General features: G+C 72.1%; 11 protein-coding genes. 7 read left to right on the top strand and 4 right to left on the bottom strand.

The features are described 5' to 3' along the window. The first annotated feature begins 2 nt into the window (after window positions 1–2). The 7 genes from SXIM_RS06955 (at window position 3) to SXIM_RS06925 (ending at window position 8543) form a co-directional block, all read left to right on the top strand. Entirely contained in the window at window positions 3–1256 is a 1254-nt protein-coding gene (locus SXIM_RS06955; protein ID WP_030726022.1) for an NAD(P)/FAD-dependent oxidoreductase, read from the top strand. Between the two features lie 156 nt (window positions 1257–1412). Further along, complete coding sequence (locus SXIM_RS06950; RefSeq protein ID WP_030726024.1) at window positions 1413–2402, top strand: Acg family FMN-binding oxidoreductase; 990 nt, start codon at window positions 1413–1415, stop codon at window positions 2400–2402. Between the two features lie 40 nt (window positions 2403–2442). Next, window positions 2443–2898, top strand: coding sequence for a GNAT family N-acetyltransferase (locus SXIM_RS06945; protein WP_046723287.1), 456 nt, complete (start codon window positions 2443–2445; stop codon window positions 2896–2898). A gap of 42 nt (window positions 2899–2940) precedes the next feature. Further along, complete coding sequence (locus SXIM_RS06940) at window positions 2941–4686, top strand: pyruvate dehydrogenase (RefSeq protein WP_046723285.1); 1746 nt, start codon at window positions 2941–2943, stop codon at window positions 4684–4686. A gap of 120 nt (window positions 4687–4806) precedes the next feature. After that, window positions 4807–5415 (top strand): Uma2 family endonuclease, encoded by a 609-nt coding sequence (locus SXIM_RS06935; protein ID WP_030726034.1) that lies wholly within the window; start codon window positions 4807–4809, stop codon window positions 5413–5415. A 50-nt stretch (window positions 5416–5465) separates the two neighbouring features. After that, window positions 5466–7379, top strand: a complete 1914-nt coding sequence (dnaG, locus tag SXIM_RS06930) for a DNA primase (protein WP_030726037.1) — start codon at window positions 5466–5468, stop codon at window positions 7377–7379. A gap of 153 nt (window positions 7380–7532) precedes the next feature. Then, on the top strand, window positions 7533–8543 hold the full coding sequence (locus SXIM_RS06925; RefSeq protein WP_052384986.1) for an RNA polymerase sigma factor: 1011 nt from the start codon (window positions 7533–7535) through the stop codon (window positions 8541–8543). A 19-nt stretch (window positions 8544–8562) separates the two neighbouring features. On the opposite strand, the gene SXIM_RS06920 is transcribed toward SXIM_RS06925, so the two are convergent. The 4 genes from SXIM_RS06920 to SXIM_RS06905 all read right to left on the bottom strand — a co-directional run bounded on the left by SXIM_RS06920 (window position 8563) and on the right by SXIM_RS06905 (window position 13850). Continuing rightward, complete coding sequence (locus SXIM_RS06920) at window positions 8563–10002, bottom strand: FGGY-family carbohydrate kinase (RefSeq protein WP_030726043.1); 1440 nt, start codon at window positions 10000–10002, stop codon at window positions 8563–8565. A gap of 67 nt (window positions 10003–10069) precedes the next feature. Further along, a complete protein-coding gene (locus SXIM_RS06915; RefSeq protein WP_030726046.1) occupies window positions 10070–10882 on the bottom strand; it encodes a DeoR/GlpR family DNA-binding transcription regulator in 813 nt (270 codons plus the stop codon). Between the two features lie 88 nt (window positions 10883–10970). Further along, window positions 10971–12374 carry a GntP family permease gene (locus SXIM_RS06910; protein ID WP_030726049.1) on the bottom strand — a complete coding sequence of 468 codons (1404 nt, stop codon included), beginning with the start codon at window positions 12372–12374 and terminating at the stop codon, window positions 10971–10973. Between the two features lie 66 nt (window positions 12375–12440). Next, window positions 12441–13850 carry a homoserine dehydrogenase gene (locus SXIM_RS06905; RefSeq protein WP_030726052.1) on the bottom strand — a complete coding sequence of 470 codons (1410 nt, stop codon included), beginning with the start codon at window positions 13848–13850 and terminating at the stop codon, window positions 12441–12443. Window positions 13851–13924 lie beyond the last annotated feature (74 nt).

Here is a 13924-nt window from a genome sequence, read left to right as displayed (position 1 = left end):
GTATGGACGGCATGCACCGCACGTTCGTGATCATCGGAGGAGGGCTGGCGGGCGCCAAGGCCGCCCAGACCCTGCGGGAGGAGGGCTTCGGCGGCCGGGTCATCCTCATCGGCGACGAGCACGAGCAGCCCTACGAGCGTCCCCCGCTGTCCAAGGGATACCTCGCCGGGCGTGCGGCCAAGGAGAGCGTGTTCGTCCACGAGCCGTCCTGGTACGCCACCCACCACGTCGAACTGCACCTCGGGCAGCAGGCCGTGCACATCGACCGCGAGGAGCGGGAGGTGCGGCTCGGTGACGGCGCCCGCGTGCCGTACGACGCGCTGCTGCTGGCCACCGGCGCGGAGCCGCACCGGCTCCAGATCCCCGGCGCGCGCGGCGTGGCCGGCGTGCACCATCTGCGCCGCCTCGCGCACGCCGACCATCTGCGCGCCGTGCTGGCCGACCGCACCCGGCAGGGGGAGCCGCTGGTCATCGCGGGCGCCGGCTGGATCGGCCTGGAAGTGGCGGCGGCGGCCCGCGAGCTGGGCTCGCCCGTGGTGGTCGTGGAGCCCTCGCCCACCCCCCTGCACGGCGTGCTGGGCCCGGAGCTGGGGGAGGTGTTCACCGGGCTGCACCAGGAGCACGGGGTGGAGTTCCGCTTCGGCCGCCGGCTCGCCTCGATCAGCGGGCGGGACGGGCAGGTCGCCGGGGTGGTCACCGACGACGGCGAGGAGATCCCGGCCCGCGCCGTCCTGGCGGCGATCGGGGTGCGGCCCCGTACGGCGCTGGCCGGGGCCGCCGGGCTGAAGCTGGCCGAGGACACCGGCGGGGTGGCGGTGGACGCCTCGCTGCGCACCAGCGATCCGCACATCTGGGCGGCCGGCGACATCGCGGCCTTCCCGGCGCCGGACGGCGGGCGGCTGCGGGTGGAGCACTGGGCGAACGCCCTGAACTCGGGACCCGCGGCGGCCCGCGCGATGCTCGGGCAGGAGGTGACCTACGACCGGGTGCCGTACTTCTTCTCCGACCAGTACGACGCCGGCCTGGAGTACTCGGGCTGGGCGCCGCACGGCTCGTACGACCGGGTGGTGTACCGGGGCGAGGTGGGCAAGCGGGCGTTCATCGCGTTCTGGCTGAGCGCCGAGGGCCGCGTCCTGGCCGGGCTGAACATGAACGTGTGGGACGTCACCGGGCCGATCCAGGAGCTGATCCGGTCGGGCCGCCCGGTGGACGCGGCGGCGCTGGCCGACCCGGCGACGGACCTCGGCTCGCTCTGACCCGCCGCTCCGGTTCCCCGGGCGCGGCCGGTGCCGGGGAACCGGCCGGTCCGCCGGTGTTCCGCCTGGTGTTCCGCCCGGCGCGGCATAGGGTGGCATACAGGTGCGAAGCACCGGCGCGGACGGAGCGGACGAGCGAGGTGGCGGCAGGTGGTCGTGCGGGACGCGAAGCCCGATGAGCAGACCGTGACCTCGCTGGCGGCGGCGGCAGGGACGGCGCCCTCCATGTTCAACGCGCAGCCCTGGCGGTTCCGCTACCTGCGCGACGCCGCCACCTTCCAGCTGCGCGCCGCCCTGGACCGCACCCTCCCGCACACCGACCCGCACGGCCGCGCGCTGCATCTGGGCTGCGGCGCCGCCCTGTTCAATCTGCGGGTGGCCGCCGCCCACGCGGGCTGGGAGCCGGTCGTCACCCTGCTGCCCGACCCCTACGATCCCCGGCTGCTGGCCACCGTGCGGCTGGCCCCCGCCGACGCCCCCGACCAGGAGCTGGCCCGGCTGCACCCGACCCTCACCCGGCGGCACAGCAGCCGGGTGCCGTTCCGCGACGAGCTGGTGCCCGAGCCGGTGCGCGCCAGGCTGCGCGCGGCCGCGGAGCGGGAAGGCGGTCAGCTGCACTTCCCGTCCATCTGGCACGTGCGGGCCATCCTGGAGCTGGTCCGCGACGCGGAGGGCCGCGACCGTGCGACCCCGGCGCGCGCCGAGGAGCGTGAGCGCTGGACCCGTACCCCCGAGGAGGCGCGGACCGCGACCGACGGCGTGGTGGAGCAGGTGCTCGGCCCGTACGGCGGCTACCACAGCATCCCGGTGCGGGATCTCGCCGGGCGGCACAGCGCGTTCGAGCAGGGGGACCCCACCCCGTTCGAGGAGGAACCGCAGCTGGCGCTGCTGGGCACCGCCGAGGACCGGCCGGCGGACTGGCTGCGGGCGGGGCAGGCGATGGAACGGGTGCTGCTGCTGTGCACCGAGTACGGGCTGTCCACCGGGCTCACCACCCAGGTGCTGGAGTGGTCGGAGCTGCGCTGGCCGGTGCGTGATCCCGAGTCGGGGATGGGGCAGGTGCAGATGGTGATCCGGCTCGGGTACGGGCCGCCGGTGCCCGGTTCGCCGCGCCGCCCGGTGGGGCAGATCCTGGAGATCGACTGACCGGCGAGGCGCTTCCGGCCGCCCTCACTACAGTGGCGGCATGAGTGCCATCCGTACCGCCGTCGTCCCCGTCTCCGAGGTCTTCCGGCTGCGCCGGGACGTGCTGCGTCCGGGGCTGCCGGCCGCGAGCGCCGAGTTCGCCGAGGACACGCTGCCGGGGACGTTCCACCTCGCCGCGTACGAGGGCGCCGGGACGCGGGTGCTGGGGTGCGTCACGCTGTTCCCGGATCCGCTGGACGGCGACACCACGGCGTACCGGTTCCGGGGGATGGCGAGCGACCCGGTCGTGCGTGGCCTGGGCTACGGCGCGGCCGTGCTGGCGGCGGCCGAGCGGGAGGCGGCGGAGCGCGGGGCCGGGCTGCTGTGGTGCAACGGCCGCACCGGGGCGCGCGGCTTCTACGAGCGGCACGGCTACGCGGTGCGCGGCGAGGAGTTCGTGATCGAGGGCGTCGGCCCGCACTACGTCTTCATCCGGAAGATCCCCAGCCGGGCATAACGCCACATATGCGGTTACGTTGCTCGTGGAGGTGCATGAGCGATGGCCAGACAGACCGTGGCGGAACAGTTTGTGGACACCCTGGTGCGCAGCGGGGTGCGGCGCCTGTACGGCGTCGTCGGGGACAGCCTCAACCCGGTGGTGGACGCGATCCGGCGCGACCGCTCCATCGACTGGATCCAGGTGCGGCACGAGGAGACCGCCGCCTTCGCCGCCGGTGCCGAGGCCCAGATCGCGGGCCGGCTCGCCGCCTGCGCGGGCTCCTGCGGCCCCGGCAATCTGCACCTCATCAACGGCCTGTACGACGCCCACCGCTCCATGGCGCCGGTGCTCGCCCTCGCCTCCCACATCCCTTCCAGCGAGATCGGCACCGGCTTCTTCCAGGAGACCCACCCGGACCAGCTGTTCCGCGAGTGCAGCCACTACTGCGAGCTGATCTCCAACCGGCGGCAGATGCCGCGGGTGCTCCAGACCGCGATCCAGCACGCGGTGGGCCGGGGCGGGGTGAGCGTCGTCGCGCTGCCCGGGGACATCGCGGGCGAGCAGGTCGCCGAGCGCGCCGAGGAACACGCCCTGGTCACCAGCCGTCCCTCGGTCCGCCCCGCGGACGGCGAGATCGAGAAGCTGGCGCGGATGGTGGACGCGGCGGACCGGGTCACGCTGTTCTGCGGCAGCGGGACGGCGGGGGCGCACGCGGAGGTGATGCGGTTCGCCGAACGCGTGAAGGCACCGGTGGGGCACGCGCTGCGCGGCAAGGAGTGGATCCAGTACGACAACCCGTACGACGTGGGTATGAGCGGACTGCTGGGCTACGGCGCGGCGTACGAGGCCACCCACGAGTGCGATCTGCTGCTCCTGCTCGGCACGGACTTCCCCTACAACGCGTTTCTGCCGGGCAAGGAGGTCAAGATCGCCCAGGTGGATGTCCGCCCCGAACATCTGGGCCGGCGCTCCACCCTGGACCTGGCGGTGTGGGGGGACGTGAAGCAGACCCTGGACTGTCTGACCCCGCGGGTCCGTGCCAAGACCGACCGGCGCTTCCTGGACCGGATGCTGAAGAAGCACGCGGAGGCGCTGGAGGGGGTGGTCAGCGCGTACACCAAGAAGGTGGAGAAGCACACCCCGATCCACCCGGAGTACGTGGCCTCGGTACTGGACGAGGAGGCCGCCGACGACGCGGTCTTCACCGTGGACACCGGGATGTGCAACGTATGGGCGGCGCGCTATCTCACCCCGAACGGGCGGCGGCGGGTGATCGGGTCCTTCAGTCATGGATCGATGGCCAACGCCCTGCCGCAGGCGATCGGCGCACAGTTCACCGACCGGCGGCGGCAGGTGATCTCGATGTCGGGGGACGGCGGGTTCACCATGCTGATGGGGGACTTCCTCACCCTGGTCCAGTACGACCTGCCGGTGAAGGTGGTGCTGTTCAACAACTCCACGCTCGGGATGGTGGAGCTGGAGATGCTGGTGGCGGGGCTGCCGGCGTACGGCACCTCTCACCACAACCCGGACTTCGCGGCGGTCGCGGAGGCGGTGGGGGTGCACGCGCAGCGGGTGGAGAAGCCCAAGGAACTGCGGTCCGCGCTGCGGTCCGCCTTCAAGCACAAGGGCCCGGCCCTGGTGGACGTGGTCACCGACCCGCACGCGCTGTCGATCCCGCCGAAGATCAAGGCCGAGATGGTCACCGGCTTCGCCCTGTCGGCCGGGAAGATGGTGCTGGACGGCGGCGTGGGCAAAATGGTGCAGATGGCCCGCTCCAATCTGCGTAACATTCCGCGTCCGTAAACCCGGGTCCCGTCGTTAACTCTTTCGCATGGCCTTACCGTGACAAGGGCGGTGGGATGATCAGCTGGGCCTAGGGTGAGGGAGCGGAGCGTGCCGGACCCAGTCCGAAGGAGGTTCGTGGTGACAACGGTGCTGGAGCGACCGGCGGTCGTGGCGGATGACGGCTCCCCCGGGGAGTTCGAGGATCTTCTCCAGATCGCTCTGGACCTGGACACTCCGGATGGCTTCAAGGCCGAGATCATCAAGGGGACGATCGTTGTGACGCCGTGGCAGCGGCCCTACTACTTCCGGGCCATGGAGTCCCTGAGGGAACGCCTGGCTCCGCACGTCCCCGAAGGGCACCGCGCGAGCACATCGCCCTTTCTTTTCGCCTTTCCGAAAGCCAAGCGTGCCTTCGGGCCGGATTTGTACGTGGCGGACACGGGGGCATTCGAGCAGTTGCAGGGTCCTGTCAACGGGGCCGCCCTCTCTCTCGTCGCCGAGCTGACTTCGCCCTCCACCCGCGGGGCCGACGTGAAGGACAAGCTCGCTGTGTACGGGCGCCATGTCCCCGTCTATCTGCTCCTGGACATGCAGGCCGAAGAGGCCACCGTCTTCTGGGACCCTTCGCCGAATGGGTACCGGGCCCACCGGGCCGTCTCTTTCGGACAGTCCTTGGCGATCCCCGAGCCCTTCAGCTGTGATCTCGACACCTCGGACTTCGGACGTCCTTCCGGCCCCGGGCGGTGAGGGACCGGATCGGCAGCCGAGCTGTCGGCGGTCGGCCGTAGACTGCCGGTGTGGCGGGCAGGATCAATGACGACGACGTGAAGGCGGTACGGGACGCGGTCCCGATCGACTCCGTCGTGTCCGAGTACCTCCAGCTGCGCAGCGCCGGCGGGGGCAACCTGAAGGGCCTGTGCCCCTTCCACGACGAGAAATCCCCCTCCTTCCAGGTGTCGCCCAGCAAGGGCCTCTTCCACTGCTTCGGCTGCCAGGAGGGCGGCGACAGCATCAGCTTCCTGATGAAGCTGGAGCACCTCACCTTCGCCGAGTCCGTCGAGCGGCTCGCCGCTCAGGCCGGCATCACGCTGCGCTACGAGCAGGGCGGGTACAACAGCAACCGGCAGCAGGGCGAACGCACCCGGCTGATCGAGGCGCACAAGGTGGCCGCCGCGTTCTTCACCGAGCAGCTCGCCTCGCCCGAGGCCGAGATCGGCCGCCGCTTCCTCTCCGAGCGCGGTTTCGACGAGCAGGCCGCCACCCACTTCGGCGTCGGGTACGCCCCGGCCGGCTGGGACCAGCTGGTGCGCTACCTGCGCGGCAAGGGCTTCACCGACCGCGAGCTGATCACCTCCGGCATCGCCCAGGACGGCCGGCGCGGCCCCATCGACCGCTTCCGGGGCCGGCTGATCTGGCCCATCCGCGACATCACGGGCGAGGTGGTCGGCTTCGGCGCCCGCAAGCTGCGCGAGGACGACAACGGTCCCAAGTACCTCAACACCCCGGAGACACCGCTCTACCGCAAGTCGCAGGTGCTGTACGGCATCGACCTGGCCAAGCGCGACATCGCCAAGGACAACCGCGCCGTGGTGGTCGAGGGGTACACGGACGTCATGGCCTGCCATCTGGCGGGCATCACCACCGCCATCGCCACCTGCGGCACCGCCTTCGGCGCCGAGCACATCAAGATCCTGCGCCGGGTGCTGATGGACGACAGCGGCTCGCACCGGGCCGGGGAGGTGGTCTTCACCTTCGACGGCGACGCGGCCGGGCAGAAGGCGGCGCTGCGCGCGTTCGAGGACGACCAGCGGTTCGCGGCCAGGACATCGATCGCGATCTCGCCGGGCGGGATGGACCCGTGCGACCTGCGGCTGGCGCACGGTGACCAGGCCGTGGCGGAGATGGTGGAGAACCGGACGCCGCTGTTCGAGTTCGCCGTCCAGTCGATCATCGCGCGGCACAATCTGGACACGGCGGAGGGCCGTTCGGCGGCGCTGGAGCAGGCCACCCCGGTGGTGGCGCAGATGAAGGACTCCTCCCTCCAGCACGAGTACGCCGTCCGGCTGGCCGGTCTGGTCGGCATCCCCGACGAGCGGTTCGTCGTCCAGCGGGTGGCCCAGCTGGCCCGCTGGGAGCGCGAGCGCAAGCAGCGCGGCGAGTCCCCGCGCGGGCGCAGGTCCGTTCCGGCGCCGGCGGCCCCCGCCGTGCCCGAGCGGCGCGGCCCGGCCCTCGACCCCGACAATCCGGCCCACCAGGTCGAACGCGAACTCCTGAAGCTCGCCCTCCAGTTCCCGCATCTGGTGGCACCGGCCTTCGACGCGTACGAGGAGAGCGAGTTCACCGCACCGCCGTACACACTGGTGCGCCGGCTCATCGCGGCGGCCGGCGGCGTCACCGACGCCGACGAGAACCTGGTGACCCGGGTGCTGGACGCGGCGCCGGACGACACCGTGCGCGTGCTCATCCGGGAGCTGACCGTCGAGGCGCCACTGACCTCGCGCGCCCCCGACGAGCGGTACGCGGGCGAGCATCTGGTGCGGGTCCGGCTGGCCGCCGTCGAACAGCGCATGCGTGACCTGGAGATCGTCGCGCGCCGCATCGAGGCGCAGTCCGCCAACAGCCAGGCCGCCCAGGAACGGCAGCAGCTGTGGACACTTCAGCAGTACCGCACGGCGTTGCAGGCGCGCGGCCCGGCGGCGCTGTACGGCTGACCGGGCGCCGTCCACCCCGGCGCGTGAACCCCGTGTAACAGCGGGGTAATTGGGCATAGCACACCAGGAGCCGCCAGCACAAAAAATGGACGCATGCCTCTCGTGACCGGACTGCCCCCCACGCGCCGGTCGCGATCACTGTGGAGGTCGCCCGTGTCGCCCGTGCAGAGCCAGATCCTTGATGTTCCGGCACCGGTTCGGGTCCGGAAGCCACCCGCTCCAACGGCGTCGGCGTCGGCGTCGGGCGCGTCGGCCGACCTCTTCCGGCAGTATCTGCGGGAGATCGGCCGCATTCCGCTCCTGACGGCGGCGGAGGAAGTGGAGCTGGCCCGCCGCATCGAGGCCGGGCTGTTCGCCGAGGAGCGCCTGGCGGCGGCCCACGGCGCACAGCGGCACGACCCCCGGCTCGCCCTGGACCTCGACCAGCTCGTGGTCCGCGGCCGGCGCGCGAAGCGGCAGCTGATCGAGGCGAACCTGCGGCTGGTCGTCTCCGTCGCCAAGCGGTACATCGGGCGCGGGCTGACGATGCTGGATCTGGTCCAGGAGGGCAATCTGGGGCTGATCCGGGCGGTGGAGAAGTTCGACTACGCCCGGGGCTTCAAGTTCTCCACGTACGCGACCTGGTGGATCCGCCAGGCCATGTCGCGGGCGATCGCCGACCAGGCCCGCACGATACGCGTCCCGGTGCATGTGGTGGAGCTGATCAACCGGGTGGTGCGGGTACAGCGACGGGTCCTTCAGGAGCGCGGCTACGAGCCGTCCCCGGCCGAGGTCGGCGTCCTGCTCGGTCTGACGGCGGCCCGGGTGACGGAGATCCTGCGGCTCGCCCAGGACCCGATCTCCCTCCAGTCCCCGGTGGGGGAGGAGGACGACGTCAACCTGGGCGACCTGATCGAGGACGTGGACATCCCCTCGCCGGCGGAGTCGGCGGCGTTCCTGCTGCTGCGGGAGCAGCTGGAGGCGGTGCTGTCCACGCTGGGCGACCGGGAGCGGCGGGTGGTCGAGCTGCGCTACGGCCTGACGGACGGGCGGCCCCGGACGCTGGAGGAGATCGGCCGGCTGTTCGGCGTGACGCGTGAACGCATCCGGCAGATCGAGCACAAGACGCTGGGCAAACTGCGCGACCACGCGTACGCCAACCAGCTGCGCGGCTACCTGGACTGACCGGCGGCCGGGGAGCGCGTCACCCCTGCGGGTGAGTGGTGTCCCGGACCGCCCCGTACTGCTGGCGGATGGCCTTCCCCGTGGGCAGGTCATCGCCCGGGTGGTAGGTCTCCCCGTCCTGCTCGGGCCACTTCGGCGGGGTGTCCGGGGTCAGCCGGCCCTGTTCGACCCCCAGGGCCCAGGCCGCCTGGCGGGCCGCACCCAGCGCGGTATAGGCGGCCGGGGCGGGGATCACCACCGGGGCGCCGAGCAGCGCGGGGGCGAGTTCCCGCACCGCCGGCAGGTCCGCCGCCGCGCCCAGCAGGAAGAACCGGTCGATCCGTACGCCGCGTTCGCGCAGCACGTCCGCCGCGTCCGCCAGGCCGCACAGCATCCCCTCGAACGCCGCCCGGGCCAGGTGTTCGGGCTTCATGCTCTCCCGGCGCAGGCCGGTCAGGGTGCCCGCCGCGTGCGGGAGAGCGGGCACCCGCTCGCCCGCCAGGTACGGCAGGAAGACCAGCCCGTGGGCGCCCGGCGTCGAGCGCAGCGCGAGGTCGGAGAGTGCGGGCAGGTCGCAGCCGAGCAGTTCCGCGGTGCCGCGCAGCACCCGTACCGCGTTGAGGGTGCGGACCACCGGCAGGTGATGGCCCGTGGCGTCCGCGTACGCGGTGACCGCGCCGCTGCTGTCGGGCGGCAGCGCCGCGTGGTGGACGGCGCAGACCGAGCCGGAGGCGCCGAGGGAGAGCACCGCGTCGCCGGGGCCCACGCCGAGCCCGAAGGCCGCCGCCATCGTCTCGCCCGTGCCCGCCGAGATCAGCTGGCCCTCCGGGGTGCGCCCGGCCGGCTGGGCGGGGGCGAGGACCTCGGGCAGCGCGACCGCGTGTCCCAGGGCGAGTTCGACGAGTTCGGGCCGCCACTCACCGCCCACCGGCGACCAGTAGCCGGTGCTGGAGGCCCCGCCCCGGTCGGTGGCCATGCGTGCCGGACGGCCCAGCAGTTGCCACACGAGCCAGTCCTGGGCGAGCGCCACCCCGGCGACCCGCCGCGCCGCCTCGGGGTGTTCGCGCGCGAGCCGGCGCAGCCGGGCCACCGGCTGTCCGCCCTGGGGTACGGAGCCCACCGCGCGGGTCCAGGTGTCGGGGCCGCCGAGCGCGTCGGTCAGTTCCCGGGCCGCGGCGTCGAGCGCGGCCGTGCGGGCGCGGTCCTCGCCGCCCACCCCCGGGGAGGCGGCCCGTACCGGCGCTCCGCTCTCGTCCAGCGCGACCACGGCGTGCGGCTGCGCGGCGACCCCGATCGCGGCGACGTCCTCCAGGACGCCGCCGCCGGCTGCCTCCCCCAGGGAGTGCAGCCACGCCTCGGGGGTGGCTTCTTCCTTCGGGTGGTCGGCGTGGCCGTGCCGTACCACCTGGCCCGTATCGGTGTCACAGACCACGATGCGGGTGTAAACGGACGAGCTGTCCAGACCGGCGACAATCCCCATGTGGCCGATGATGCCTCACCGCGCCGGACATCCGCCCCCGCCGATCAGTGTTGTGACAGTCCGCTCATCACTCTGTAGCGGTGGCCACGAACGTGGCGATGCCCTGGGCACGCAGCGTCTCGCGTGCCGCGGGCGACAGGCCCTCGTCCGTCACGATCGACTCGAACTCGCTCAGCGCCGCCACCCGGTACATGCCGAAGGTGCCGTACTTGGCGGACCCGGTCAGCAGCACCGACCGCGAGGCGCTCGCCATCGCCGCCTGCTTGACCTCCACCTTCGCGGAGGACGGCGTGGTCACCCCGCGCTGCAGGTCCCACGAACTGGTGGAGACGAAGGCGATGTCCAGCGCCAGCTGCGTCAGCGTCTGCGCGGCGAGCCGCCCCACGGTGGAGCGGTTGGCGTGCTCTATGCGGCCACCGGTGTGGATGACCTCCACGTCCGGGTTGCCCATCAGGGCGTTGGCCGTGGTGAAGTCGTTGGTCACCACCGTCATGCCCTGGCGCCGCACGATGTGCGGGACCAGGGCCTGACAGGTGGTGCCGGCGTCCAGGTACACGGTGGTGCCGTCCTGGAGGAGTTCCCCGGCGCGGGCGGCGATGGCGAGCTTCGCCGGCTGGTCCATGGTCGACTTGTCGATGAAGCTCGGCTCATGATGCAGCTGCCCGGCGATGCGTACCCCGCCGGGCACCGACACGGCGCGCCCCTGTCGCTCCAGCGCGGCGATGTCGCGCCGTACCGTCATGTGGGAGACCCCGAGCAGCTCGGTCAGCTGGTGCACGCTGAGCACCGAGTGCCCGCGCAGCAGCTTGATCAGCAGCTCCCGGCGCTGATCCGGGATCAGCGGGGTGTCCGCGGAGCCGGGAGACCCTTCTGACGACACCGTGGTGCCTCCTTGTGCCTGTCGGTCTTTCCGTGGACCGGCCCGGCCGGCCGGCAGAGGTCTGCCGGCCGGGCCGTCGCCGGATGGGTCAGATGACGCCGAATCCGTACAGGGCGTACACGATCGCGAAGCCGGTCACCCCGGACAGGGCCGAGGCCACCCCGATGGAGCGGATGCCCTGGCCGACCGTCATGTTGGACAGGGTGGTGGTGACCCAGAAGCCCGAGGAGTTGGCGTGCTTCATGATCTGCGCTCCGGTGCCGCACGCCAAGTAGATGGCGAGCGCGGAGATGCCCAGGCCCTCGGCGAGCGGTTCCATGATCGCCGCGGCGGTCATCACGCCGAGGATATTCGAACCGGTGATGGTGCAGATGGCCGCGGCCACCAGGAACGGCACGATGATGGGGGACAGGCCCCAGTCCTGGATCATCTCGGCGACGGAGTCCGCCACTTCGGTGTCCCGGATGATGGTGGCCAGCGCGCCGCCGACACCGGTGAGGGCGAGCGGCATGGCGGCCAGCTTCAGACCGGCCTCGAACAGGTCGTTCAGGGTCTCCTTGCTCGACCAGCGGCGGCCGAACAGCGGCAGCGCGGCCAGACAGCCGATGAACAGGGCTATGACCGGCTCACCGAGGAAGGCCAGCACCCCGCCGACGGCGTTGTCCGCCTCGAACAGGTCGACCACGAACGAGCTGGACATGATCAGCACGATCGGCAGGAAGATCGGGACCAGCGACATCCACAGCGGGGGCAGTTCGCGCTCGGTCTCGCCGTCCGCGTCGGTACCGGAACCGCCCAGGGAAAGACGGGGCTTGCCGCCGCCGTCACCCGCGGCCGCACCGGCGCCCGCGAGGTGGTCGGTGAACTCCGGCTTGGGGTCGACGTGCGTCTTGATGGTCAGCAGGTAGATCGTGGCGACGATGATGCCGGGGATGGCCACGACCAGGCCCCACAGCGTCGCCTCACCCAGGTCCACGCCCAGCAGCGAGGTGGCGGCCAGCGGGCCGGGGCCCGGCGGCACCAGCGAGGTCATCACGTAGGCGCCGATGTACAGGATCGGGCCCAGCCGCATCATCGACATCTTCGACTGGTACGCGATGGCCGAGACCACCGGGATCAGCATCAGCACGACGGTGTCGGCGATCAGCGGGATACCGACGACCGTCGAGGCCAGCGCGACGGCCCACGGCACCTTCTTGCCCGAGAACAGGCTCAGCGCCGCCTTGGTGATCCGCAGTGCCGCGCCGCTCAGCTCCAGCATCTTCCCCAGCACACAGCCGAAGATGACCAGCAGACCCACACTGGCCAGGGTGTTGCCGAAGCCGGTGGTGACCAGCTCGATCGTCTTGGCACCGCCCATGCCGAGCACCAGGCCCAGCGAGGTGACGATGATGAACAAGGTGGCCACCGGGTGGACCTTGAACTTGGCGATCAGCAGCACCAGCGCCGCGATCGCCGCGCCGAACGCGAAGAGCGTGTAGGCGTCGGACATGGCGAACCTCTTTGTTTCATGGCCGCGTCACTGCGGCCGTCCTGGGGAGGGGAGAGCGTGGGGGAGTCAGGGGGTGGTGGGGGCGGTGGGGTACGCGTCGCGCCCGGCGTTCCAGGCGGCGAGCAGGTCGGGGTCGTAGCCGCTCACGTCGTCGAGGGTGAGCAGCGAACCGGCCGCCACGTCCCGTACGAGGGTGGCGTGCGCGGCCAGGTACAGCGGCGCGGTGTCGGCCGGGGCGTCGGCGGCGGCCAGCAGCACCGGCGCCACACCTGTCACCTCGTGGTGGTGGCCGCCCATGGTCAGCACGGTGCCGGCGCTCAGGTCCTCGGTGGCGCGCCCGGCGAGTACGGCGTGCTGGGCGGGGGAGGGTGAGCCGGCGGGGATGCCGCGCAGCACGGCGTCGCGCAGGGTGGTCGGGGTCTCGACGCCCATCAGGTGGTAGGGGAGGTAGACGCAGGCGTAGCGGCCGTCGCGGCTGACGACGTGTCCCTTCTGCCGCAGCAGCTCCCAGGTGACGGTGTCGTGGGTGCGGACCACGACGAACACGCCGCCGGCGAAGCTGGCTTCCTCGGGCAGCCGCAGCACGCTGAAGACGTCCACGACACCAGGACGGGTGACGACGCCGCCGTGCTCGCGCAAGGCGTAGACGTCGGCGAGTTCGGCGGTACGGGCCACCGGGTAGTGCATCGCCTCGACATCGGGGGTGAAGCCGGTGCTCGTGGCGACGACGGACATCTCGCAGTAGTCGGCGGCGGCGCTGCGCTTGAGGCCGGCGACGGCCTCGGCGCGGGCGGCCAGGGTGGTGCGGACGCCTTCGGGGCTCTCCCGGTCCAGCTTCAGCAGGCCGCCGAGGGCCGGGGCGTCGATGGTCTCGTCGAGCTGGGTGACGGTGCCGCGCTCGGGGTCGAAGACGAGGTCGTACTCGCCGGACTTGCCGATGGCGACGATCTCCAGGCCCAGGCCGTGGGCCCAGGTGAAGAGCTGGATGAGGTTGGCGGGCTGGTCGCCGGTGGCGGTGGTGTAGACGAGACCGCTGTCGGCGGCGAGGGAGGCGAGTTCGATGCCGCTGACGGAGTCGACCTCCTTGCTGACCATCGCCACGTGGTGGCCGCCGGTGAGCGCGGTGCGCGCGGCGCGGTACCCCACGGCCGGGCTGCCGGTGGCCTCGACAAGGATGTCGTAGGCGGCGCCGGCCAGCAGGGAGATGTCCGCGATCACGGCGGTGCGTCCCGCGGCGCGGGCGGCCTCGATGCCGGCCCGGTCGGTGGCGACGGTGAGGGAGCCGGGTCCCTCGGCGGGGAAGCCCAGCTCGGCGGCGAGCGCCAGTACCCCTTCGGTGTCGAGGTCGCACAGTACGGCCGGCTCGACGTCCGGGGTGAACCGGGTCTGGGCCAGCAGCGTACGGGCGAAGCCGCCGCGCGCGCCCGTCAGTGCGTACGTGACGGTTTCCCGCGTCCCGTGCGGCTCGGCGTTCATGGTGCCCTCCTGGCGCTGGTGCTGCTGCGTGTGCTGCGTCGGCGGGTGAATCGGGTGAACCCGCCTATGCAGCG

This window comes from Streptomyces xiamenensis, assembly GCF_000993785.3.
In the GTDB taxonomy this organism is placed as follows: Bacteria; Actinomycetota; Actinomycetes; order Streptomycetales; family Streptomycetaceae; genus Streptomyces; species Streptomyces xiamenensis.
The sequence above is the reverse complement of the archived record's forward strand: the minus strand, read 5'-3'. Positions and strand labels throughout refer to the sequence as shown.

What these genes read in the sequence shown, in the direction of transcription:
- SXIM_RS06955 (WP_030726022.1), top strand. Translation starts at nt 3, where the DNA reads ATGGACGGCATGCACCGCACGTTCGTGATCATCGGAGGAGGGCTGGCG.
- SXIM_RS06945 (WP_046723287.1), top strand. Translation starts at nt 2,443, where the DNA reads ATGAGTGCCATCCGTACCGCCGTCGTCCCCGTCTCCGAGGTCTTCCGG.
- SXIM_RS06940 (WP_046723285.1), top strand. Translation starts at nt 2,941, where the DNA reads ATGGCCAGACAGACCGTGGCGGAACAGTTTGTGGACACCCTGGTGCGC.
- SXIM_RS06920 (WP_030726043.1), bottom strand. Translation starts at nt 10,002, where the DNA reads ATGGGGATTGTCGCCGGTCTGGACAGCTCGTCCGTTTACACCCGCATC.
- SXIM_RS06910 (WP_030726049.1), bottom strand. Translation starts at nt 12,374, where the DNA reads ATGTCCGACGCCTACACGCTCTTCGCGTTCGGCGCGGCGATCGCGGCG.
- SXIM_RS06905 (WP_030726052.1), bottom strand. Translation starts at nt 13,850, where the DNA reads ATGAACGCCGAGCCGCACGGGACGCGGGAAACCGTCACGTACGCACTG.